Origin of the sequence: Polaribacter sp. BAL334 (assembly GCF_015767435.1) — a bacterium.
Lineage (GTDB): Bacteria > Bacteroidota > Bacteroidia > Flavobacteriales > Flavobacteriaceae > Polaribacter.
On sequence record NZ_JADWOV010000317.1, the window covers coordinates 143,088 to 167,210 of the forward strand.

Consider the following 24,123-nt stretch of genomic DNA (forward strand, 5'->3'; position numbering starts at 1 on the left):
ATGCTTGTTATTTTGGCAAAAATAAGGTTAATTTTTATGAAATCATTTTCTTAGTAACGAAAAATTACCAGTAAATATTTGTCCTGAATCTGTCACTACTTTGAACCAATAATTTGCAGAAGGAGCAGGATTTCCGTTAAAAGAACCATCCCAAAAAACAGTATTACTTGGGATTTCTTTGATAATATTCCCAAAACGATTGTATATAAAAATAGTATATTTTTCAAAAGGAAAATTTTTCAACCTCCAAAAATCATTTTCTCCATCATTATTGGGAGTAAAATACGTTGGATACGTTTTTACAAATACTTTTTCAGTATAAAATTCACAACCATCAACACCTCTTACATACACAGTTTGCTCTCCTCCAGATACATTATTAAAAACATTATTTAATTGATATTGAACACCATCCAAAGAATATTCATAGATTCTTGTACTATACACAAATACCTGAATTTGGTTATTAGTAGCTGAAAAATCATTGACTTTCACAGTCACATTTGTTAAAGGATTGTCTTTTAAAACAACAACCTCTAAAGTTGCTTTATCAATTCCACAAATACCATTATCAACAGTGTACGTAAAAATAGTTGAAGAATCTGTTGATGGATTGAAAATTCCATTGGGTAAATTTGGTGACCATGTTCCATTTGTATCTGGATTTCCTGAAAGGAATTCAAACAAATTTATACTTGGAGAAAATTCACAAATTTCGATTTTTGTCCCAATTCCTGCATTTGGTTTTGAGCTTTTTTTAATCGAAATTTTTGATGAAATTCTTCCACAAAATTCATCCACAACCGTATATGTATATATTCCTTCAACATCAATTGTAGGATCAAAAATAGTTGTTTTACTTGCTAACTCAGGAATCCAAGAACCTCCTGGAGATGGATTTCCTCTTAACAAATCAAATAAATTTATCAATTTATTTTCTTCACAAAATGTAATTTCAGTGTCTAAACCCGCATTTAAAGTTGACGGAATTTCAACTAAAACTTGAGCAGTTCTCTCCCCACAATTTAAGGTTTCATTTGTGTGAGTATAGGTATAAATTCCAGCACTGTCAACAAATGGATTGAAAATTCCAGTGCCACTTTGTAAAGCTGGTGTCCAAAAACCACCTGCATCAGGATTTCCATTCAAACCTGAAATTAGATCAATTTGTGGTGAATTCAAACAAATTTCAATAATCCCATTTTTTCCTGCGTTTAAAGTACTTTCTTCTTGAAAATCAAAAATTCCATTAGAATTTACATCTAATGGAGTTGTATAGCCAGATGAAACACCAGTAACTTTCCCATTAAAATCAACAATTGTTGGCAATTCACCTAAAATCCCATCATTATTTCCATCTTCAAAACCCGCCTCTAAAACATCAAAGCAAGCGTCATTATCACTATCTAAATCCATAGAATCAGGAAAACCATCACCATCAGAATCAATCAATCCATTTCCTTCATCAACATCTAAAATTCCATCATTATCATCATCTAAATCAATCACATTTGCAATGCTGTCATTGTCAAAATCATCTTTACAGTTTTCTATTGCTTTTACAGCATTTAAACAACTTCCTAAATTATTTTGAATCACTAAATTACCTGTAATTTTCCCATTATTAAGCAAATTACATAGCCAAGAACAATCGTTTAATTGAGGATTATTTTTAACTTCCAAAAAACCATCTACAAAAACAAATCTTCCAAAACCACGAACATCATCTAAAATTGAATTATTGGAAAGAATAAACCAGTCTTCTAAAAAAAAATCAACGCCAGTTTTTAACAGGCTATTGAATCCATTTATACTTTTTATACTAGTATTTTCGATTCTAAAACCTGCTCCAATTTTTTCAAGATTATTAAAACTTGGTATTTTTTGAACTGTATTTCCTCGAATATCAAAAAAACGATTTATGAATTTTAATTTTGTAAAACCTTGAATATCAGTAATTGAATCTATATTCAAATCATTCCCAATTAAAATTAATTCTTCAAAACCATTGATTGATGATAGTGCAGGATTTGAAGTCAAATTCAAGTCATTTGATATTTCTTTAAGTTGTAAAAAAGAAGGGATTTTAGTTAACAATTCATTATCACTAATATTCAATTCATCTTTTATAAATTGGATATTCTCGAACGCACTTATCTCTAAAAGATTGTCATTATTACCAATGTACAATCTACCTTCAGTTGACTCTAGTTTTCCAAAACCTTGTATGATTTTTAATTCAATGTTATTTGAAATATCAATATCTTCAACAAAAATCAAATTATTAAAGCCAATTATTTTTTGAAGCACAGAAGAGCTTGTAATTTCTAAATTACCTCTGATACTAGTCAGATTATTAAATCCTATTATTTCTGGTGAATTTACGGTAATTTCAAAATTACCATTGATGTTTTTTAAGAAATCTAACCCTGACAAATTTGTAATTTCAGATGCTATAGGATCATTTGTATTTACACTTGTTAGTTTAGAAAGTATTATTAAATTTCCTGAAATACCCTCACAATTTCCTCTATAACTCGCAACAAATTGATCAACTTCTTCTTGTGAAGAAAGCACAATTTCTCCTGGAGGTGGACATTGTGAAAAGCCCAAAATATTTGATAAAAGAAAAAGTATTAGAAAAAAATGTTTCATCTAACACAAAAATAGGGAATGATTTTTAGAAAAATTAATGATTTTATGTTAATAAGAAACAAAAAAATAATTCTACTTCATTCAGTCTCAATACTTTTATAAGCATGAATAATTTTTTTCACCAAACGATGTCTTACAACATCTTTATCATCTAAATAAACATGAGCAATTCCTTCAATATCTTTCAATGCCAATAAGGCTTCTTTAAGCCCTGAAACTTGTTTTCTTGGCAAATCTATCTGACCAGGATCTCCAGTAATGATGAATTTGGCATGCATTCCCATTCTCGTTAAAAACATTTTCATTTGATTATGCGTTGTGTTTTGAGCTTCATCCAAAATCACAAAAGCATTATCCAGCGTTCTTCCTCTCATAAAAGCTAAAGGAGCAATTTGAATTGTTCCGTTTTCAATATAAGCTTCTAACTTTTCATGTGGAATCATATCGCGCAAAGCATCATATAAAGGCTGCATATAAGGATCTAATTTTTCTTTTAAATCTCCTGGCAAAAAACCTAAATTTTCTCCTGCTTCAACTGCTGGTCTTGTCAAAATAATTCTCCTTACTTCCTTTTCTTTCAATGCTTTTACAGCCAATGCAACTGCAGTATATGTTTTTCCAGTACCTGCAGGACCTACTGCAAAAAGCATGTCATTTTGATGCATCAACGTAACCATTTTTCGTTGATTTTCAGTTTGTGGCTTTATCAATTTTCCACTAACACCATGCAACAAAACATCTTTCATATTCTGAGTTGCAACAGCTTTTGCTTCTTCTCCATCAGATGTTAAAATTCGCTCAATGCTATTTTCATCTAATTTATTATAGCGATTGAAATATTTTATCAAGCGTTCTAAACGAGTTTCAAATTCGTCTAAAATTTCAGGTTCTCCATAAATTTTCAGCTTTGGACCTCTTGCAACAATTTTAATTTTTGGAAAGTACTTTTTTAATTGCTCAATAGTACTGTTTTGTGCGCCAAAAAAATCTTTTGGACTTATTTCTGTTAGCTCTATGATTCTCTCGTTCAAATGATTTGATTTAAGATTATAATGATTGGAATTTATATTCTAAAAATAGTAATAAAAAGTACTTAATTTAGTAGATTTGCGTTAAATAGTTAACAACTTTTACACAATTAATTAACAACAAAAAAAGCATGTCTTTTATTACATTAACAACTGATTTTGGAACAAAAGACCACTTTGTTGGCGCTGTAAAAGGTGCTATTTTATCACAACTTCCTGACGCAAAAATCATTGATATTTCTCATCAAATTTCGCCTTTTAACATTGCTGAGACTGCTTATATTTTAAAAAATTCTTACAAAAGTTTTCCTAAAGGAACTATTCACATTGTAGGCGTTGATTCTGAATTAAGTGAGGATAATAAACACATTGCCTTAGAAATTGACAATCACTTTTTTGTATGTCCTGATAATGGTTCTATTTCAATGATTGTCTCAGAAATTCAACCAACAAAAATGGTAGAAATCAATATTCATGATCGCATTGAAAGTAGTTTTCCTGTGTTGGATGTTTTTGTAAATGTGGCATGTTTTATTGCAAGAGGAGGAAACTTGACAGTTATTGGGAAGGAAATCAAAGCAATTAAAATCAATACTGAAATAAAACCAAAAGTAAATTTTGAGCAAAATCAAATTGTTGGTGGTGTTTTGTATATTGATAATTTTGGAAATTTAATTACCAATATTAGCCGAAAAATGTTTCAAGAAATTGGCAAAAACAGACGTTTTATTGTTAGCGCTTCCAAACATAAATTCACTAAAATTTTTAATAAATACAATGAAATTACAGGTGCTGAAGGCACAAATTCTAAGCTATTTGATGGGGATAAACTAGCATTATTCAATTCAGCAGATTATCTAGAATTGGCTATTTTTAGAAGTAATTTAAAAACAGTGGGTGGTGCTTCAACACTTTTAGGATTGGATTACAGAGACCGAGTTTCCATCGAATTCTTTTCAGAAAATGAACCAGAATTTTCAATTTTATCATAAAATATGTTTGTCCGAATTGTAAAAATGAGTTTTCACTCAAAATTTATTCCTGATTTTTTGAAAATGTTTGATGAAAAAAAATCATTTATAAAAAAATCTGAAGGATGTCTATTATTAGAATTATATCAAGACAAATCAAATCCTGAGACATTTTTCACTTATTCTCATTGGGAAAATGAACATGATTTAGAAAATTATCGAAATTCTGAATTATTCATTGAAACTTGGAAACAAACCAAAACGTATTTCAATGACAAACCTCAAGCTTGGAGCGTTAATAAATTATGAGTGGTAAATTTTGAATTTTCTTTTTTAAAAACGATAGATTTTTTCTCAAACAAAAAAAACAACAGAAACAATAGAAACAATAGAAACCTATTAATCAAAACCAATGAAAGCTATTCTGATTAAAGAAATCAATTCATTTTTCACATCGCCAATTGCCTATTTAGTCATTGGTTTTTTCTTACTCATCAATGGATTGTTTTTATGGTTTTTTGATGATGATTTCAACATTTTAAATGCTGGTTTTGCGGATGTAACTCCCTTTTTTTACCTTTCACCTTGGGTGTTGCTTTTTCTAATTCCTGCAATCACCATGAAAAGTTTTGCTGACGAAAACAACAACAAAACCATAGAGCTTTTAAAAACAAAACCCATTTCTGATTGGCAAATTGTTTTTGGCAAATTTTGGGCATCTTTATTACTCACTGTGATTGCAATTATCCCAACATTGACATACGTTTACACGGTTTATAAATTAGGAAATCCGATTGGAAATATCGATTTTGGAAGCACATTTGGCTCTTATATTGGTATCCTTTTTTTAGCATCAACGTATACCTCCATTGGATTGTTTACTTCTACCATTTCCAAAAATCAAATTGTAGCTTTTATTTTGGCAGTTTTCATCACATTTTTACTTTTTTATGGTTTTGATGCTGTTTCAAATTCATTCGGAAATGACTCTCTATTGTTTCAAAAATTAGGTATCAATGAGCATTTCAAAAGTATTTCAAGAGGTGTCATTGACACACGAGATTTGGTTTATTTTATCAGTGTCACAGGTTTCTTTTTATTCATCACTAAAATGCGTTTAGAAAATGATTAAAAAAATTCATAAAATAGGCGTTTTTTTCGGAATTATTTTAGCAATCAATATCGCAAATCAATACGTTTACAAGCGTTTTGATGTAACCTCTGACAAACGTTTTACACTGTCTGAAACTACAAAAAATATACTTTCTAACATCAAAAAACCGTTATACATCACCATTTATTTAGAAGGCGATTTTCCATCAGAATTCAAACGTTTACAAACAGAAACCAGGCAATTTTTAGAAGAACTTTCCGCAGAAAATTCGAACATAAAAATCCATTTTGAAAATCCTGATGAACAACGAGAAGAATTGATCAAAAAAGGAATGATGCCAAGTCAATTAACGGTTCAAGAAGAAGGAAAATTTTCTGAAGCGATTATCTTTCCTTGGGCTGAAATCAATTTTGAAGACAAAACTACGCTTGTTTCTTTGCTTCCAAATGCCATTGCCACTTCGCAAGAGCAGCAATTAGAAAAAGCCATTGAAAATTTGAGTTATAGTTTTAGCAATGCAATTCATTCCATTTCTCAAAAAAAATCTAAAAATGTAGCCATCATTGTTGGAAATGGTGAATTGCAAGACATTTATCAATATAGTTATTTGAGCGAAGTTGCCAAAAAATACAAATTAGCCAAATTTACGTTGGATTCTGTCGCTTCAAATCCTTCTCAAACTTTGGAAGATTTGTCCACTTTTGATTTGGCAATAATTGCAAAACCAACAGAACAATTTACTGAAAAAGAGAAATTTACGTTAGATCAATTCATCACAAATGGTGGAAAAACTTTGTGGATGATAGACAATGTGCAAGCAGAACAAGACAGTTTGATGAATGGTGGAAAAATGTTGGCATATCCTAGAGATTTGAATTTGACTGATTTGTTATTTTCATACGGAATTCGAATTAACACCTATTTAATTAAAGATTTATATGCTGCAAAAATTTCATTAGCAACTGGAAATATTGGCAATCAACCTCAATTTCAAAATTTTGATTGGTTTTTTCACCCTTTAGTTTTAGGAAATCCAACTCACGCAATTACAAAAAACATGCTTCCTGTTCGTTTACAGTTTGCAAATCAGATAGATATCTTAAAAAATAATCTTAAAAAAACAGTGTTACTACAAAGTTCTGTTTTGACAAAAAAAGTAGGAACTCCCTCCATTATTGAATTACAATCCATTGCAGAAGAACCAAAAGAAGAGGATTATAAAGATGGAAATCAGTTGTTTGCCATTTTATTAGAAGGAGAATTTACTTCTGCTTATAAAAACCGTATCAAACCTTTTGAAACATCACTTTTTAAAGGAAATTCAAATGAGAATAAAATGATTGTGATTGCTGATGGTGATGTTGGGAAAAATCAAATTTTGAAAGGAAATCCTTATGATTTATCTAGAGATAAATGGACCAATGAAACCTTTGGAAATAAGGATTTTCTTCTAAATTCTATAGATTATTTATTGGATGATGTTGGCTTGATGCAATTGCGAAATAAAACCATAAAAATTGCACAATTAGACCAACAAAAAGCCTACAAAGAGCGTTCTTTTTGGCAGTTTTTAAATGTGATTTTACCTTTGGTGCTATTGTTTACGTTCGGAATTGTTTTCAATTATTTGAGAAAACGAAAATATTCTTAAAAATAAATCGTAAAGAATTAAAAATAAGGTTTTAAAATTGTTAGATTTCTAGCAAATTATCATGAATAAATTGATAATTCAAAACTTTTTGCAATTTTTCTGATGAAATAATTTTCCAGTTTAAAACTTCGTTTTCCTCAAAAATGGGTGGTTCAAAACCCTTGTATTTTTTGGCAGATTCATAAAAATCTTTTCTAGTTGGATGATGATTTGAACAGGCATTAAACGTTTCTCCAAAACAATTTTGATGAATAATTTCCTCAATAATGGCAATACAATCGTCTAAATGAATCATGTTCACAAATCCATTGGGTTGTGGAATTTTTCGTCCGTTTTGAAACCAATTTGCAGGATGTCTTTCATTTCCAAATAATCCTGAAAAACGAATGATTGTCGTTTTAAAATGAGTATTTTTTCTAAATAAATTTTCGATACTTACTAAAGGATGTTCTTGGGTTTCATCAATTTCAGTCATCACTTTATTCAAACTTGGATACACAGAAGTTGAACTGATAAAAATGACTTTTTTGATTGATGATTTTTCAATTTCAGCAATTAATTTTGTAAAATCTTCTTCACTTTTTGAGGTAATGGCAATAATTAACACCTCTGAATTTAAAAAATCTTTGTTAATTTCCTCTTGAGAAATGTCAATCAAAAAAGGGATGATATTGTCTGATGATAATACTTTCAATTTTTCATCAGAAGTTGTTGAACCTTTTACCAAAAATCCTCTGGAAATAAGCGAAATTGCTAAAGGTTTTCCTAACCACCCACATCCTAAAATACTTATTGTTTTCATCAAAAAAACTGTTGATTTATGACAAAGATACAATCCTTTTTTTATGTTTTTATTAACAATTGGTATCTAATGAAATCGTAATTTTGAATAACCTATAAATAACTAACATCATGAAAAAAATTATTTTAACTTTATTAGTTGCCTTTGTTGGATTCAACGCAAATGCACAAATCAAAACGCCTCAACCAAGTACATCTCAAAAAATTGAGCAAGCAGTTGGTTTATCAAACATCACTTTAGAATATTCAAGACCAAATATGAATGGAAGAACCATTTTTGGGGATTTAGTTCCTTTTGGAAAAGTTTGGAGAACTGGAGCAAATGCCAACACAAAAATTACTTTTTCAACCGATGTTACTATTGATGGGAAAAGTTTAAAAAAAGGAACTTATGCCATTTTTACAAAACCAAATGAGAGTTCTTGGGAAGTAATTTTCTATTCAGATGCAACAAATTGGGGAGCTCCAAGAACTTGGGACGAAACAAAAGTAGCATTACAAACATCCGTAAATGTGCAAGAAATGCCTATGAATATTGAAACTTTTACAATGACTTTTGATGATATTACTAACAATTCAGCTGTAATTGGAATTTTATGGGAAAAAGTATATGTGGGAATAAAATTTGAAACTCCTACAGATATGATGGTAAGTTCACAAATTGAAAAAATGATGGCAGGACCTTCTGCTGATGATTTTTATGCTTCAGCAGTGTATTATTTACAAGCAAATAAAGACATCAAACAAGCGCAAGATTGGATTGACAAAGCTGTAGAAATGACCAAAGACAAACCAAGATATTGGTTTTTGCGTCAACAATCCTTAATTCATGCAAAAGCAGGTAACAAAAAAGGGGCAATTGCAGCTGCAAAAGCATCTTTAAAATATGCTGAAGAAGGTAAAAATGAGGATTATATCAAAATGAACAAAGATTCTTTGAAAGAATGGGGAGCCATGTAATTTGACTCTTTTAAATATAAAAATCCCAATTGAAAAATTGGGATTTTTTTTGTTCAATTTTCTAATACTCCAAACCAATAATTGCTCGAACTTTATCTAAAGTTGCCATCAAGTTTTTTGAAAACTCAAAAGTCATCAAATGACTTTCTTTTGAATTTGAATTCAATAGTTGATTAAAATGTTCAATTTCAAAATTATAGCCATGAGTAGAGCACTCAAAATCAACTGTTTCTTGATGACCATTTTGTGAAATTGTAAGATTACTTGGACCGTGAAATGGCCTATTGATTGTCAAAATTGCTTCCTCGAAATGAAAAATTGCAGTAATTGGAGTATTCTCTAAAAGCGTACTTTTTAAATGCGCTTTGGCACCATTATAATGAAAAATCATATCGCAAGAAGAATCAACTCCATTTTCAAAAAAAGTGGCTTTTGCTTCCATATTTTCAGGAATTCCTAAAATTGAAAGCGCTGCAAAAATGGGATAAATACCAATATCCAACAAGCTTCCTCCTCCAACTTCTTTTCTGAAAAGTCTATTTTGCAAATCATAAGGCGCATAAAATCCGAAATCTGCTTCTAATTTTTGAATTTTTCCAAATTTTTCGTTTTTCACAATATCAATAACATATTGATAATGAGGTAAAAATCGCGTCCAAAGTGCTTCCATCAATAAAACATTATTTTCATTTGCAACTTGAATCATTTCAGAAACTTCTTCTGAATTCATAGCAAATGCTTTTTCGCACAATACTGCTTTTTTATGTTTTAAACAAAGTATGGAATATTCTTTGTGAGAACTATGTGGAGTCGCAATATAAATGGCATCAATTTCAGGATCTTTGACTAATTTTTCGTAGGAATCATAGGCTTTTTTTGAGCCATATTGTTGTGCAAAATCATCTGCTTTTTCTTGATTTCTAGAGGCAACTGCATGCAATTCACATCCTGAAACTGTTTTTAAATCTGTCGCAAATTTATGAGCGATTTTTCCCAATCCTAAAATTCCCCATTTAATCGTTTTAGTTGTTTGCATATACTGTTTTTAAGTTATTAAAAAATTGAAGAAATACAGCTATCAACATCACCAAAACGCAACCCAATAAATTGAGCCATAAATAAGGTAAATAGTCTAAATACCAAACAATTATAATCAAAATTTGTGTGATAATTGCTGCTATAAAAACCGCATTTCCTCTCACATATTTGATGAAAAATGCCAACAGAAAAATTCCTAAGACATTACCATAAAAAATAGAACCGATGATGTTTACCAACTGAATTAAATTATCAAACAAATTGGCAATACAAGCCACAGAAATCGCAATAATTCCCCACAAAAGTGTAAACCATTTGGATGCTTTTACATAATGCAATTCACTTTTTTCAATTTTGTTGCTTCTTTTATACAAATCCATGGCAGTTGTACTCGCTAAAGCATTCAATTCTGAGGCAGTTGAAGACATGGCAGCTGACAAAATTACTGCCAATAATAATCCAATCAAACCTTTTGGTAAGTTATTCAAAATGAAATGAATAAATACATAATCTTTGTCATTAGATTCAATTTTTTCGAGCGGATTTTCTACGTTAATTTTATCAATAATGGCTTTGGAAGCTTCTTTTAAAATAGCGTCTTTTTCGTTTAAAGATTGAATTTCTGCTACTTCATGTTTCTGAATTCCATCAGCTAATAATTGTTTTTTGGAAGTTTCGATATCAATATGTTTTGCTTGAAGTTCTTGAAAATCAGAAGCATATTTTGAATTTTGAACTACTTCAGTTGCTTTTGGATTGAAATTCAAAGGAGAGGCATTGAATTGATAAAACACAAAAACCATCACACCAACTAACAAAATAAAAAATTGCATGGGCACTTTTAGCAAGCCATTAAAAATCATTCCCAACTGACTTTCTCTAACAGATTTTCCTGATAAATAACGCTGCACTTGACTTTGGTCAGTTCCAAAATAGGAAAGCATCAAAAAAGTTCCACCAATAAAACCTGTCCAAACTGTGTACCTATTATTTAAATCAAAAGAAAAATCTAGGATTTCCATTTTGCCAGAAGCACCTGCAATTTCGAGTGCTTTTGTAAAAGTAATTTCATTGGGAAGTTGATTGACTATCATCCAAAATGCGATAAACATTCCTAAAAAAATGATAATCATTTGCTGTTTCTGAGTCACATTTACTGCTTTTGTTCCGCCAGAAACTGTATAAATAATGACTAAAAAACCGATAATAATATTCAATGAAAATAAATCCCAACCCAATACTGCGCTCAAAATAATTGCGGGAGCAAAAATGGTAATTCCTGCAGATAATCCTCTTTGAATCAAAAATAAAATTGCGGTTAAACTTCTTGTTTTTACATCAAACCTTCCTTCCAAAAACTCGTAAGCTGTGTATACTTTTAATCTGTGATACATTGGAATAAAAACCAAACAAATGATAATCATGGCTATTGGCAATCCAAAATAAAATTGGACAAAACCCATTCCGCTATGAAAAGCTTGACCTGGAGTGGATAAAAAAGTAATGGCACTTGCCTGAGTTGCCATCACAGAAAGCCCAATTGTCCACCATTTTGTATCATTTCCTCCTTTGATATAATCCTGAACATTGGTGTTTTTTCGGGTAACATAGGTACCATAAACAACAATAAAAATGAGTGTAATTGAGAGAATAATCCAATCTACCAATGCTAATTTACTTTGTATTTCCATAAATTAGAAGGCAAAATAGTTCATTAAAAAATAAAAAATAAGAATATACACCAAATTGGCAATCAGTACAATTGTATATTCTTTAGTCCATTTTTTGTTGGTTTGATTCATTTCTTAACGGTTCAATAACTAGTTTTTTTCTTCTATTTTCTCTTCAATTTTTTCTTCCAAGTTTTTGGGAAGTGATAACATATTTGCAAACAACTTGTAGGCTCCTGAAACTCCTGCAGGCAATTCTCTAAAAAAACTCAAACCTGTGTAAACGTAATTGCCTTTTCCATATTTTGCCACTAATAAACTTCCATCTTTAGGTGATTCTCCTTTGTCTTTCATTGATAAAATAGCTTTGTATTCTTGACTCCAAGAATTTGGAAAATACAAACCTCTTTCTTGAGTCCAACCTTTAAAATCTTCTTGTGTAATTTTATTTGGAAAGTTCAAAATCGGATGCGTTTCATCCAACAAAACAACTTCAGAAAGCTCGTCTGTAACTCTGTTACTAGATAATTGTAACGAAAAAGGCGCACCCACATCAACACCTCTATTGGTGTTGTATTGAACGATTAAATTCCCTCCTTTTTCAACATATTCTAATAAATATTTCTGTTTAAATTTCAATTCATCAATCACATTATATGCTCTGATTCCCAGTATGATAGCATTATATTTTTCAAGTGATACTTCATTTATTTCTGAGGGAATAATTTCTTCTACTTGGTACCCTATTTGACGTAAACTTTCAGGAATTGCATCTCCTGCACCTTTGATATATCCTATAAAATTGCCTGATTTTTCAATATTTAAACGCACAATTTTTGCTTCGGAATTCAATAAAACAGTTTGTTTAGGAATATGGTTATAATTGATTTCAATCAACTCTTTATCAAATTGTTCTTCATTAATTGTTGCAAGAACTTTAAGCATTCCTTCTTCTTGATTTTTCGGAGGAAAAACTAAAAATTCAACAACTTGTTTGTCGTTTTTTTGCTGAATATCAAAATGATGATTTTGTGGTTCAATTTTCCAATTTTGTGGAACTTGTAAAGAAACATTCCCATTGATATAATTAGTTCCTGAACGAATTTCAAGGGCTACTTTTTTAGGAATACTATCAGAAAAAATAAGCACTTTTTCAGTTAATTTTGTAGTTACTTTTGGTAGAATTTCAAAAGGTTCATAAATTTCGCCTTTGTCACTTTCTGCATATCTTCTTACAACATTTTTGGTAATGGTAATTGAGGTATAATTTATAACCAAATTAAACTCAAAAGAAACTTCTGAAGGAGTTGTTGGATTTCCTATGATTTGCTGATTATCAACATGATACATTCCAATACTTGGTGTATCTTTCAGCCAATATGGAGCACTATACTTGTTCGTTTTTAAAATGATGACCTCTTTAAAATTGATTTTTTCATTGTTTGGCAACTCAATTCCTTTATAAATAGGAGATGAGTCAAAAGAACTTTTGATGGCTGTCAATTGAACAGGAAAATTGCTTCTGTTAATCAATTCAAAATTCACGGTTATTTTTTCATTTGGATTTCCACTAGCACTTTCTGCGGAAACCTCCAAATACAACCCTAAACAAGCTTCAATGATTTCTAAAAGCTGTTTTTCTTTAATTTTTCTCCAATGTTCATCCTCCAAAAGTTGTACTTTTTGATACGCTTCTAACAATTTAGGCAAATGTTTTGACGGATTTACAAAATCAAATTTATGTTCAATTTCGTATAAAATTTTCCCAATTTCTTCTCCATCTTTAACACGACTCCATGTGGTATTGATGCCTGAAAAAACATCGTTTTTTACTTTTAAGGAATCGCCTTTTAAAAATTCTAAATATTCATTTTCACTGCCTCTTGTGCTTAATCTTCCAAATCCTTGACACAAATGTTGGCTACTTGCAATTGCTGCAATTTCGTTATTAGAAAGTCCTTTTAATGGATAATAAATACCAACATCCAACTTTGAAAGCTCTTTTGTGGCGTTTTCAAAATCGTCAGAATTTCTATAAAACCAAGAGGATGTGTTGAAAAACAATCTTTTTGGTTGCCATGTTTCTGTAAATTGTAATTGATCTTTAAATTGATTTTCATCAGCAGCCAATTCAAAAGCTTCCACACTCAACATGGCAGAAGTTGTATGATGACCATGAGTTGAACCAGGCGTTTTATGATTAAATCTATTGATAATTACATCAGGTTTAAAAGTTCTAATTGCCCAAACTACATCACTTAAGACCTTTTCTTTATCCCAAATTTGCAAAGTTTCATCAGGATGTTTTGAATATCCAAAGTCATTCGCTCTTGTGAAAAATTGTTCTCCACCATCAATATTTCTTGCAGCCAAAAGCTCTTGAGTTCTGATAACGCCCAGTAATTCTCTGATTTCTGGGCCAATTAAATTTTGACCTCCATCACCTCTTGTGATGGATAAATAACCAGTTCTTGCTTTTACGTGATTTGCTAAATATGAAATTAAACGCGTGTTTTCATCATCTGGATGCGCTGCAATGTATAAAGCAGTTCCCAGAAAATTGAGTTTCTGAATTTTTTCATATAGCTGATTTGAAGAAAGTTTAGCTGGCTTTTGAGCGAAAAAAAATCCTGAAATCAAAAAAAATGAAAGCGTAAAAAGAAAAGATTTATTCATTGAGTGTACATTTCAAAACGAACAAAAATAGCTTTTTTATCTTCTTATGGAACTTCATTAACATAAAAATAACTTAAAATCGTTAACAAAATAGCAAAACCTGTTGATAAATTAATTTTTTAAATACCATATTTAGAATATATTTGTAAAATAAACTAAGAAGAAAATTTAATGAAATTTATTGTATCTAGTTCTCAATTATTAAAGCAATTACAAGTATTAGGAGGCGTTATTAATAGTAACAACACGTTGCCTATTTTAGATAATTTTTTATTCGAATTGTCTGAAAATCAACTAAAAATATCTGCATCAGATTTAGAAACTACAATGAGTTCTGTGGTTGAAGTGGAAAGTGATAGTTCAGGTTCCATTGCAGTTTCTGCCCGTTTATTAACAGATACTTTAAAAACGTTTCCTGATCAACCATTGACATTCAAAACGGATGGAAATAGTAAAATTGAAATTATTTCAGATCAAGGAAATTATGATATGGCCTATTTTGCAGGTGATGAATTTCCAAAAGCGGTAAATTTACCTTCTCCAAGCAAAACAGTTGTTCCTGCTCATATCCTTGGAACTGCTATTTCAAAAACCATTTTTGCAGCTGGTAATGATGATTTAAGACCCGTAATGAGTGGCGTTTTCTTTCAATTTAGTTCACAAAGTTTGACATTTGTGGCTACAGATGCTCATAAATTAGTGAAATACTCTAGAACAGACGTTACTTCAGATAAAACTGCAGAATTTATCATGCCAAAAAAACCTTTGAATTTATTGAAAGGAATTTTAAGTAGTTCTGATAGTGAAGTGATTATTGAATATAATGACTCAAATGCAAAATTTACTTTCGATAATGTAGTATTAGTTTGTCGTTTAATTGATGGAAAATATCCAAATTACGAAGCTGTAATTCCGAAAGAAAATCCAAATAAGTTAACTGTTGACAGAGCTTCTTTCTTAAATTCTGTAAAACGTGTTTCTATTTTTTCAAGCAAAACAACTCACCAAATTCGATTGAAAATGGCAGGAACAGAATTGAATATTTCTGCTGAAGATATCGATTTTTCAAACAAAGCTGACGAACGTTTAAGCTGTGATTATCAAGGTGATGACATGAAAATTGGTTTCAATTCGCGTTTTTTAAGTGAAATGTTGAGCAACTTAAGTTCTAACGAAGTTTTGATAGAAATGTCATTGCCAAATAGAGCTGGAATTTTAACTCCTATTGACGGAACTGAAGAAGGAGAACAAATTACCATGTTAGTAATGCCAGTGATGTTGAATAATTAGAAATATAAAATCACAAAAATATAAAACCACAATGGTTCTGTTTTACATCAGAAATCATTGTGGTTTTTTTGTTACTTTTATCAAATGAATTTCCTAGCGCATATCTATTTATCTGACAATAATAAAAATATCATGATTGGTAATTTTATTGCTGACCATATCAAAGGAAATCAATTCAAACATTATCATGAAGAAATTCAAAAAGGCATTTTTTTACATCGTGAAATTGATACTTTTACAGATGCACACGAAATTGTAAGAAAAAGCAAACGCAGATTGCATGAGCGTTATAGGCATTATGATGGTGTAATTATTGATATTTTTTACGATCATTTTTTGGCTAAAAATTGGAATTCGTATTCCACAATTCCTTTACAAATTTTCGCAAATAATGTTTATGAAATTTTGCAAGAAAACAGTGAAATATTACCAATTAAATCTATTAATTTTATAAAATATATGATTGAGCATAATATTTTATACAATTATCAATTCGAAAATGGCATTGAAATTGTTTTAAAAGGAATGAATCAGAGAACCAAAGGAAAATCTCAAATGGATTTAGCCATTGAAGATTTGAAACTATTTCACCAAGATTTTGAAAATGACTTTTTGATTTTTTTCGAAGATTTACAAAATCACTCTATAAAATTTCTAAAAAACTATTCAATTTCATAAATTTACTAAAAAAATAAGAACCCTTTTTATATGATCCAACCATTTCACATCGCAATTCCAGTTCAAAATTTAGAAAAATGTCGTGCTTTTTACAGAGATGTTTTAGAATGTAAAGAAGGCAGAAGTGACACACATTGGGTTGATTTTGATTTTTTCGGACATCAATTAGTGATTCATCAAAAAGATGATTTTGTTGCTCAAAAAATTTCAAATCCTGTGGATGGTCATGATGTTCCTGTTCCGCATTTTGGGGTAGTTTTAACTTGGGAAGATTGGCATGTATTAGCTGAAAAACTAAAAGCGGCCAATACAAAATTTGTCATAGAACCTGGTATTCGTTTTCAAGGAAAAGTGGGTGAACAAGCTACCCTATTTTTTAATGACCCAGAAAATAACGCTCTTGAATTCAAAGCTTTTAAAGACATCAGTCAACTGTTTGCTAAATAATTACTATCAACTTTTTTTTATTAATTCAACTTTTCCAAATAATTACCTAACTTAGCTTCCGATTTTTTATATCACAAAAATGAAGAAGCTTTTTAAGTTTATTGGAATTACCCTTTTACTCTTTATTGGGGCAATTGCTATTTATTATTTCGTAAATAATGAGTCACTTCCTGAGGGAGAAAAAGGAGAAAAAGCAGATTTACTTGCCCAAAAAATGTTGGTTGCTATTGACCATGAAAATTTTAAAAATGCAGAAATTTTAGAATGGAATTTCAGAGGAAATCATTTCTACAAATGGCATAAACAAGAGCATATTGTGGAAGTTTCTTGGGATAAGAATAAGATAATTCTTCACTTAAAAGACACTCAAAAATCCAAAGTATATATTGAAAATCAACTTGTTGAAAATCAAGAAATGATTCAAAAAGCAACAGATTTTTTCAATAATGATTCCTTCTGGTTCATAGCTCCCCACAAAATTTTTGATAAAGGAACAGAAAGAAGCATCGTTAATTATGAAGGAAAAGACGCATTATTAATAACCTATTCTTCTGGAGGAACAACTCCTGGAGATTCGTATTTGTGGATTTTGGACGAAAATTTTATGCCAATTGCCTATAAAATGTGGGTGAAAATAATTCCAATTGGTGGAGTGTCTGCCACTTGGAATGATTGGAAAAAAACAGAAGCAGGATTTAAAATCCCTACAAAACATACCCTATCACTTTTTGGATTGGAAATAAAAATTGGTGATGGAAAAGCTTACAACAAAAAAGCCAATGAATTGGCTGATAAGATATTAGAAGCAATCAATCACAAAGCATACCAAAATACTCAATTTATAGAGTGGAGTTTTAGAGAAAAACGCTTTTTTAAATGGGATAAAAAACAGCATATTGTAGATGTTTCTTGGGATTCAATTCGCGTGAATTTGCATCCAAATACAATTGAAAAAAGCACTGTTTATTTCAATGAAAAAATACAGCAAAATCCTGATGAAAAAGTGATTCAACGTGCTGTAGATATTTTTAATAACGACTCTTTTTGGTTGGTTGCACCTCATAAATTATATGATGATGGTGTTATCAGAACTATTCAAAAAATAGAAAATAAAGATGCTTTGCATGTAAAATATACCACTGGAGGTTCCACTCCTGGAGATTCTTATACTTGGATTTTGGACGAAAATTACGTCCCAAAAAGCTTTAAAATGTATGTTCCTAGCATGAATATGATAGGTTTAGAAGCAACTTGGGAAGATTGGATTACAACTCAAAGTGGAACATTGTTACCAAAAAATCATATCGTTGCAGGTAAAACTCCCTTACCTATGGGAAATGTAAAAGGATATAATTGATGGAATCAAAAATCATTTCAAAAGGAATTTTAAGAGCAGTTGCCATTCTTGTTGGCATTTCATTGTTGCTCTATTTTTTATATGCAATTCAATCAGTAATTGTATACATTATAATTGCTGGTGTTTTATCATTAATAGGTCGCCCTATAATTTTCTTTTTACGAAGAAAATTTAAGTTCCCAAATACTTTGGCAGTAATTTCAACAATGTTACTAATGATTGGTTTTATTATTGGACTTGTTATTTTGTTTATTCCTTTGATTTTAGAACAAGGAAAAAGTTTATCCCTTTTAGAAATTGAGCAATTAGAAAAAAATATTCAACAAATTTATACTCAAATAATTAACTATTTTTCATCAAGAGGAATTGATGTTTTAAGTCAAGTTGATGATATAGATTTTGCAACTCATTTTCAAGTTATTCCTACTCTATTAAATGGTTTTGTTGGTGGTTTAGGTACTTTTAGTGCTGGTTTATTTTCTGTACTTTTTATCTCATTTTTCTTCATGAAAGATCGTAGATTACTGAAAAACAGCATCATAACGCTTTTGCCTGATAATACTGAAGAAAGATTTTCAAATTCACTTGAACAAATTAATGCTTTGCTCTCTAAATATTTTATTGGTTTAGTTTTACAAATTTCAATTTTATTTGTTCTAAACACTTTTATTTTAGTGTCTTTCGGAATTTCAAACGCAATAGTGATTGCATTTTTATGTGCGCTATTCAATTTATTACCTTACATAGGTCCTTTAATTGGAGGAGCATTAATGTTTTTCTTATCAATGATAAGCAATATAGGTATGGATTTTCAGACCGAAATTTTACCAACATCTTTATGGATTCTATTTTGTTTTTTAATTACTCAATTACTAGACCAATTGATCAGCGAACCAATAATTTTTTCAAAAGCAACAAAATCTCATCCACTTGAAATATTTTTAGTAATCATTATTTGTGGAATTTTATTTGGCGTAATTGGAATGATGGTTGCAATTCCAAGTTACACCACGTTAAAAGTAATTTTGAAAGAATTTTTATCAGATAATAAAATTGTAAAATCGTTAACTAAAAGTCTTTAATTTTCTTGAATTCAGCAATTTTACTTGAAGAATCGCAGCAGTTTATAAATGTTCATTTGAATGATGATTTGACAAAAATCATATTTAAAGGAAGTCCTTTTAAAAACATTTCTATTCAAGAATTGGCAAACCAAATTGCTGCAAAAAAAAAATCAGAAACAAAATTACCAACTTGGTTTCATCTGAAAAAATGCTATTTTCCTGACAAAATAAGTATTGAACAAACCTCTTCAGAAACAACTGCAAAGTACAAATCAAAACTTATTTCTGGAGAAAAATTAATTGATATTACTGGTGGATTTGGAGTAGATAGCTTTTACTTTTCAAAACAAGTTTCGAAGGTAATTCACTGTGAAATCAATCAAGACTTATCAACAATTGTTGCGCACAATTATCAACATTTACAAATAGAAAATATTGATACAATTTCAGGAGATGGAATTGACTATTTGCAGAAAACAACTGATTTTTTTGATTGGATTTACATTGATCCTTCAAGAAGAAATGACCATAAAGAAAAAGTATTTTTATTAAAAGATTGTTTGCCTGATGTTCCAAAATATTTGGATTTTCTGTTTACAAAAACCAATCAAATTCTCATTAAAGTTTCTCCAATTTTAGATATTTCAAGCACTATAAATGAATTGAAATTTGTTTCAGAAATTCATATTATAGCTGTTCAAAACGAGGTCAAAGAATTGCTTTTTTTAGTGAACAAAAACTCAGATAAAGAAATTAAAATACTTACTATCAATATTTTAAATCAAGAGAATCAGAAATTTGATTTTTTCATCAACCAGCAATCAACTGCGAATTATGAGTTACCTCTCTCCTATTTATACGAACCAAATGCTGCCATTTTAAAATCAGGAGGATTTGATGAAGTCGCAAATCAATTAGGAATTTATAAATTACACAAACATTCACATTTATACACTTCAGCTTCTTTGATTGATTTTCCAGGAAGACGTTTTAAAATTGAAAGTATCTGTAAATATGATAAAAAAGTTTTAAAAAAATTGATTCCTGAAAACAAAGCAAATATTACCACTAGAAATTTCCCGAAAACGGTTGCACAAATTCGAAAAGAAACAAACATAAAAGATGGAGGAAATTTGTATCTCTTTTTCACAACTGACATTAACGAAAAGCTAATTTGTTTATTAACAAAAAAATGTTGATAAATTAACTTATTTAAATTATATTTTTTAAGCAAAAACTCTTTTAATAAAAAAAAAGCCCTATATTTGTATCACTTTATGTGTTTTATTTTTAGGGGTATAAAACACTAAAAAAATAGTCTCGACTTCATGTTGGGACTTTTTTTTTCGCCCAGTCTTTTTTTACGAAGTCTGTATATGAAGCCTTCATATTTCTGTAAAAATCAATAATTATTAAAACCTTAGTTTGATTGTATTAAAATTATAAAACTATTTATTATTACATTTTTTTTAGAATCAAATGTTTTAGTACCTTTAAACAGTGTATTAAATATCAGTAATCATCTAACATATAAAACTCTTTTTAAAATTTATGAAAAAAATAATTTTAGTATTCACAACATTAATTTTGACGCAATTCATAGTTTCTCAGGAAAAAGAAGTTCCAGAAATGAAGTTTCAAAAAGGATTTGCAAAAATGGATTTTCTATCCATAAATATGCCAAATAATGAGGTAGATATGGGATTTACTGGAATTCATTACAACATTTTTTTGAATGATTATGCCTATGCAGGATTAGGAATTTATGGAGCAGTTTCAGGAATAAGAGGAGGTTTTTTTACATTAGGCGCAAATGCAGGAATTAAAAAATTTATTTCAGAAAATCTTTATACTGACTTTGGATTTCATTACGGTGGTGGTGGTGGAGCAGCAGCCCCTGATGGAGGTGGTGTTTTTATAAAACCTCACGTAAATCTTGGATATCAATTCAAAAATTTTGGTATCAATGCAGGTTGGAGTTATGTCAACTTTTTTGATGGAGGAGAAATCAAAAGTCATCAACTAAATGTGGGTGTAGAAATTCCACTAAATTATAATTATTCCGATTTCAAATCTTATGAAAATGAATATGCCTTTGAAACTCTAAAATCATCTAGCTGGAATATCCCCTCTTTAAAAACTTCTTTATTACTACATTTCAACAATTTAGCCATAAAAGGAAGTGATCAAAACCGAAATGTGCAATTATTAGGAAGAAATACAATTCGTTTAGCAGGATTCGAATTAGCCAACTATTTCTCTAAAAATTGGTTTGGATTTGTAAAAGTTGATGGTGCTTATGATGGCATAAAAGCGGGTTATATGGACGTGTTTTTAGGCGCAGGTTATCATTATGCTTTCAATAAAAATCGCACAAACATATTAGCAAAATTTGGAGTTGGAGCTGGTGGTGGTGGTGGTGTTGATAGCAAAGGAGGATTCTTACTTTATCCAGATATTTCTATTGAACAACGATTATTTAAAGACACATTTATTGCAATTAATAAAGGATATGTGATGTCACCAGACCAACATTTTTATACTTCTTCTTTTGGATTTGGTTTAAAATATTATTTAGAAAGAAATGGTATTATTGATGATGAAAAAACATTTTCCTCTGGAAAATTCAAAGGATTAGAAGTTATAACCAAACATGATATTTATTTTGATGCAAAAAGAGATGGGCAACCAACTGAAGATTTACATCAAATTTCATTACAAATTAATTTAAATCTAAATAAAAATATTTATGTTGCTGGGCAAACATCCTTTGCTATTTATGGAAATGCTGGAGCTTATGCTGAGGGAATTGTTGGTTTAGGAGTAAAAACAAATCCTTTTTTCAATAATAAAACAACCGTTTTCTTGCAAGGTTTAGCAGGTGCAGCAGGTGGTGGAGATATTAGCACAGGAGAAGGCTTGATTATAAAACCAAGTATTGGATTTAATTATGAGTTATCAAAAACATTAAATTTCAGAACTGCAGCAGGTTATGTAAAAGCTAAAGGAGGAAGCTTAAGTAGTCCTCTTTTCAATTTTGGAATCAGTTATAATATTTCATTTTTAAAAATGAATTAATAAAATCCTTTCATGAAATTAAAATATTCCTCCATTTTCATCTTTCTTTTATTTGTAAACATTTTGAATTTGCTTTCTCAAAACGATGTAATCATACCAAAACCAAATGAAATTTCTTTCAGAAAAGAAACTTTTCAAATTGATGAAAATAGTGTCATTTTTTCAGATAAAAAAAGTCATAAATCAGCAGTTTTATTGCAGAAATATTTTGAAAATTCTTTTGATATTTCATTAAAAATTATTGAAAAATCAATTGATAAAAAAAATAGTATTCAATTTCTTATTGATGAAAAAATTGCTGAAGAAGGTTATACATTAACAATTTCTAATGGAATTATACATATTGAAGCATCAACAGAAAAAGGTTGGTTTTATGGTATTCAAACTCTGATACAAATTTGTGATTACAATGCATTTTACACGAAAGAATCAAAATCTTTAAAACTAAAAGAAGTTACCATAAATGATGCTCCAAGATTCAAATGGCGCGCATTTATGTTAGATGAAGCTCGCTATTTTAAGGGAACAGCACAAGTAAAATTATTGTTAGATGAAATGGCACATTTAAAAATGAATGTATTCCATTGGCATTTGACAGATGATCAAGGTTGGAGAATTGAAATAAAAAAATACCCACTTTTAACTCAAATTGGTTCCAAAAGAAAAAGTACACAAATTGGCCCTTTGCAGTGGGATAGCCCCATTCAATCTGGCGAAATCCATGAAGGTTTTTACACCCAAGAAGATATTAAAGAAATTATTGAGTATGCAAATGAGAGACACATCACTATTGTTCCAGAAATTGAAATGCCAGGTCATTCTTCTGCTGCAATTGCTTCTTATACTTGGCTAGGAACCTCAAAAAATGAGATTGAAGTCCCTACTAAATTTGGAGTTGGAACAGATGTTTACGATGTTTCAGACCCAAAAGTTTACCAATTTTTGACAGATGTTTTAGAGGAAATTATGGCACTTTTTCCATCAAATGTCATTCATATTGGTGGAGATGAAGTGAAATACAATCATTGGAAATCTTCTAAATCAGTGAATGATTATATGAAGAAAAACAATCTTAAAACTCCAGCTGATTTACAAGTTTATTTTACGAATAGCATTTCAAATTTCATTAAAAGTAAAAATAAAAGAATGATGGGTTGGAATGAAATTTTAGGACATAATTTGCATTATTATCAACATAAAAATGACACAAAAACAACTCAATTACTTGCAAAGGAAAGTATCATTCATTTTTGGAAAGGAGATATTGAACTAGCAACAGCTGCTGCAAGTAATGGTTATGAGATTGTAAATTCATTGCACAATTTCACTTACCTTGATTATAATTATAAAAATTTATCTTTATCAAAAGCATACAGTTTTGATCCCATTCCTGATGATTTAGAGGAGAAATATCATGAAAAAATAATAGGATTGGGTTGTCAAATGTGGGGGGAATGGATTCCTACATTTGGAGAAATGCATTTTCATGTTTTTCCAAGAATTGCTGCGTATGCTGAAATTGGTTGGACAAAAAAAGAAGTAAAAGATTTTAATAACTTCAAATCGAACTTAATTTCTTTAGAAAAAAGATGGTCAGAAAAAGGCATTTTTTTTGCTCCAAATGCTGTTGTTGAAAAAAATTAAT

The 24,123-nt window shown here is 29.9% G+C and carries 19 protein-coding genes; 13 read left to right on the forward strand and 6 right to left on the reverse strand.

Annotation, left to right across the window (positions count from 1 at the left end; translation table 11 throughout):
* Nucleotides 1-42: 42 nt before the first annotated feature.
* Together IU405_RS12600 and IU405_RS12605 are read right to left on the reverse strand one after the other, a co-directional pair.
* On the reverse strand, nucleotides 43-2,655 hold the full coding sequence (locus IU405_RS12600) for a T9SS type B sorting domain-containing protein (protein WP_197438967.1): 2,613 nt from the start codon (nucleotides 2,653-2,655) through the stop codon (nucleotides 43-45).
* A gap of 77 nt (nucleotides 2,656-2,732) precedes the next feature.
* A complete protein-coding gene (locus IU405_RS12605; protein ID WP_197438968.1) occupies nucleotides 2,733-3,686 on the reverse strand; it encodes a PhoH family protein in 954 nt (317 codons plus the stop codon).
* A 128-nt stretch (nucleotides 3,687-3,814) separates the two neighbouring features.
* Here IU405_RS12605 and IU405_RS12610 point away from each other — a divergent pair, with 128 nt between their 5' ends.
* The 4 genes from IU405_RS12610 to gldG all read left to right on the forward strand — a co-directional run bounded on the left by IU405_RS12610 (nucleotide 3,815) and on the right by gldG (nucleotide 7,419).
* A complete protein-coding gene (locus tag IU405_RS12610; RefSeq protein WP_197438969.1) occupies nucleotides 3,815-4,675 on the forward strand; it encodes an S-adenosyl-l-methionine hydroxide adenosyltransferase family protein in 861 nt (286 codons plus the stop codon).
* Nucleotides 4,676-4,678: 3 nt separating this feature from the next.
* Nucleotides 4,679-4,963: a putative quinol monooxygenase gene (locus IU405_RS12615; protein WP_197438970.1), complete on the forward strand. Its 285-nt coding sequence runs from the start codon at nucleotides 4,679-4,681 to the stop codon at nucleotides 4,961-4,963.
* Between the two features lie 103 nt (nucleotides 4,964-5,066).
* Complete coding sequence (gldF, locus tag IU405_RS12620; protein ID WP_197438971.1) at nucleotides 5,067-5,786, forward strand: gliding motility-associated ABC transporter permease subunit GldF; 720 nt, start codon at nucleotides 5,067-5,069, stop codon at nucleotides 5,784-5,786.
* On the forward strand, nucleotides 5,779-7,419 hold the full coding sequence (gene gldG / locus IU405_RS12625) for a gliding motility-associated ABC transporter substrate-binding protein GldG (protein WP_197438972.1): 1,641 nt from the start codon (nucleotides 5,779-5,781) through the stop codon (nucleotides 7,417-7,419). The genes gldF and gldG overlap by 8 nt, the downstream gene beginning before the upstream one ends.
* A gap of 40 nt (nucleotides 7,420-7,459) precedes the next feature.
* On the opposite strand, the gene IU405_RS12630 is transcribed toward gldG, so the two are convergent.
* Nucleotides 7,460-8,221, reverse strand: coding sequence for a dTDP-glucose 4,6-dehydratase (locus tag IU405_RS12630; protein ID WP_197438973.1), 762 nt, complete (start codon nucleotides 8,219-8,221; stop codon nucleotides 7,460-7,462).
* Between the two features lie 110 nt (nucleotides 8,222-8,331).
* Here IU405_RS12630 and IU405_RS12635 point away from each other — a divergent pair, with 110 nt between their 5' ends.
* Nucleotides 8,332-9,180, forward strand: coding sequence for a DUF2911 domain-containing protein (locus IU405_RS12635; RefSeq protein WP_197438974.1), 849 nt, complete (start codon nucleotides 8,332-8,334; stop codon nucleotides 9,178-9,180).
* A 61-nt stretch (nucleotides 9,181-9,241) separates the two neighbouring features.
* Here IU405_RS12635 and IU405_RS12640 read toward each other — a convergent pair whose 3' ends face one another.
* The 3 genes from IU405_RS12640 to IU405_RS12650 form a co-directional block, all read right to left on the reverse strand.
* Entirely contained in the window at nucleotides 9,242-10,216 is a 975-nt protein-coding gene (locus IU405_RS12640) for a Gfo/Idh/MocA family protein (protein WP_197438975.1), read from the reverse strand.
* On the reverse strand, nucleotides 10,203-11,909 hold the full coding sequence (locus IU405_RS12645) for a sodium:solute symporter (protein ID WP_197438976.1): 1,707 nt from the start codon (nucleotides 11,907-11,909) through the stop codon (nucleotides 10,203-10,205). The genes IU405_RS12640 and IU405_RS12645 overlap by 14 nt, the downstream gene beginning before the upstream one ends.
* 129 nt (nucleotides 11,910-12,038) lie before the next feature.
* Nucleotides 12,039-14,564, reverse strand: coding sequence for a PIG-L family deacetylase (locus IU405_RS12650; RefSeq protein WP_197438977.1), 2,526 nt, complete (start codon nucleotides 14,562-14,564; stop codon nucleotides 12,039-12,041).
* A gap of 171 nt (nucleotides 14,565-14,735) precedes the next feature.
* Here IU405_RS12650 and dnaN point away from each other — a divergent pair, with 171 nt between their 5' ends.
* The 8 genes from dnaN (at nucleotide 14,736) to IU405_RS12690 (ending at nucleotide 24,122) form a co-directional block, all read left to right on the forward strand.
* Complete coding sequence (dnaN, locus tag IU405_RS12655) at nucleotides 14,736-15,854, forward strand: DNA polymerase III subunit beta (protein WP_197438978.1); 1,119 nt, start codon at nucleotides 14,736-14,738, stop codon at nucleotides 15,852-15,854.
* An 84-nt stretch (nucleotides 15,855-15,938) separates the two neighbouring features.
* Nucleotides 15,939-16,532 (forward strand): ACP phosphodiesterase, encoded by a 594-nt coding sequence (locus tag IU405_RS12660; RefSeq protein ID WP_231749719.1) that lies wholly within the window; start codon nucleotides 15,939-15,941, stop codon nucleotides 16,530-16,532.
* A gap of 30 nt (nucleotides 16,533-16,562) precedes the next feature.
* Nucleotides 16,563-16,979: a VOC family protein gene (locus tag IU405_RS12665; RefSeq protein ID WP_197438979.1), complete on the forward strand. Its 417-nt coding sequence runs from the start codon at nucleotides 16,563-16,565 to the stop codon at nucleotides 16,977-16,979.
* A gap of 79 nt (nucleotides 16,980-17,058) precedes the next feature.
* Nucleotides 17,059-18,336, forward strand: a complete 1,278-nt coding sequence (locus IU405_RS12670; RefSeq protein WP_197438980.1) for a hypothetical protein — start codon at nucleotides 17,059-17,061, stop codon at nucleotides 18,334-18,336.
* A complete protein-coding gene (locus tag IU405_RS12675; RefSeq protein ID WP_197438981.1) occupies nucleotides 18,336-19,418 on the forward strand; it encodes an AI-2E family transporter in 1,083 nt (360 codons plus the stop codon). Before IU405_RS12670 ends, IU405_RS12675 begins: the two co-directional genes overlap by 1 nt.
* Nucleotides 19,419-19,423: 5 nt before the next feature.
* Nucleotides 19,424-20,599 (forward strand): THUMP-like domain-containing protein, encoded by a 1,176-nt coding sequence (locus tag IU405_RS12680; protein ID WP_197438982.1) that lies wholly within the window; start codon nucleotides 19,424-19,426, stop codon nucleotides 20,597-20,599.
* Nucleotides 20,600-20,951: 352 nt separating this feature from the next.
* The gene (locus IU405_RS12685; protein WP_197438983.1) at nucleotides 20,952-22,478 is read left to right on the forward strand and encodes a hypothetical protein; all 1,527 of its coding nucleotides are present in this window, start codon (nucleotides 20,952-20,954) and stop codon (nucleotides 22,476-22,478) included.
* 12 nt (nucleotides 22,479-22,490) lie between these two features.
* The gene (locus IU405_RS12690) at nucleotides 22,491-24,122 is read left to right on the forward strand and encodes a beta-N-acetylhexosaminidase (protein WP_197438984.1); all 1,632 of its coding nucleotides are present in this window, start codon (nucleotides 22,491-22,493) and stop codon (nucleotides 24,120-24,122) included.
* Nucleotide 24,123 lies beyond the last annotated feature (1 nt).

Excerpts from the sequence above, each read along its gene's own strand:
- IU405_RS12685 (WP_197438983.1), top strand. The coding sequence starts at position 20,952 with ATGAAAAAAATAATTTTAGTATTCACAACATTAATTTTGACGCAATTC.
- IU405_RS12670 (WP_197438980.1), top strand. The coding sequence starts at position 17,059 with ATGAAGAAGCTTTTTAAGTTTATTGGAATTACCCTTTTACTCTTTATT.
- IU405_RS12610 (WP_197438969.1), top strand. The coding sequence starts at position 3,815 with ATGTCTTTTATTACATTAACAACTGATTTTGGAACAAAAGACCACTTT.
- gldF (WP_197438971.1), top strand. The coding sequence starts at position 5,067 with ATGAAAGCTATTCTGATTAAAGAAATCAATTCATTTTTCACATCGCCA.
- IU405_RS12615 (WP_197438970.1), top strand. The coding sequence starts at position 4,679 with ATGTTTGTCCGAATTGTAAAAATGAGTTTTCACTCAAAATTTATTCCT.
- IU405_RS12640 (WP_197438975.1), bottom strand. The coding sequence starts at position 10,216 with ATGCAAACAACTAAAACGATTAAATGGGGAATTTTAGGATTGGGAAAA.
- IU405_RS12665 (WP_197438979.1), top strand. The coding sequence starts at position 16,563 with ATGATCCAACCATTTCACATCGCAATTCCAGTTCAAAATTTAGAAAAA.
- IU405_RS12630 (WP_197438973.1), bottom strand. The coding sequence starts at position 8,221 with ATGAAAACAATAAGTATTTTAGGATGTGGGTGGTTAGGAAAACCTTTA.
- IU405_RS12650 (WP_197438977.1), bottom strand. The coding sequence starts at position 14,564 with ATGAATAAATCTTTTCTTTTTACGCTTTCATTTTTTTTGATTTCAGGA.
- IU405_RS12600 (WP_197438967.1), bottom strand. The coding sequence starts at position 2,655 with ATGAAACATTTTTTTCTAATACTTTTTCTTTTATCAAATATTTTGGGC.
- dnaN (WP_197438978.1), top strand. The coding sequence starts at position 14,736 with ATGAAATTTATTGTATCTAGTTCTCAATTATTAAAGCAATTACAAGTA.
- IU405_RS12660 (WP_231749719.1), top strand. The coding sequence starts at position 15,939 with ATGAATTTCCTAGCGCATATCTATTTATCTGACAATAATAAAAATATC.
- gldG (WP_197438972.1), top strand. The coding sequence starts at position 5,779 with ATGATTAAAAAAATTCATAAAATAGGCGTTTTTTTCGGAATTATTTTA.
- IU405_RS12675 (WP_197438981.1), top strand. The coding sequence starts at position 18,336 with ATGGAATCAAAAATCATTTCAAAAGGAATTTTAAGAGCAGTTGCCATT.
- IU405_RS12690 (WP_197438984.1), top strand. The coding sequence starts at position 22,491 with ATGAAATTAAAATATTCCTCCATTTTCATCTTTCTTTTATTTGTAAAC.
- IU405_RS12645 (WP_197438976.1), bottom strand. The coding sequence starts at position 11,909 with ATGGAAATACAAAGTAAATTAGCATTGGTAGATTGGATTATTCTCTCA.
- IU405_RS12635 (WP_197438974.1), top strand. The coding sequence starts at position 8,332 with ATGAAAAAAATTATTTTAACTTTATTAGTTGCCTTTGTTGGATTCAAC.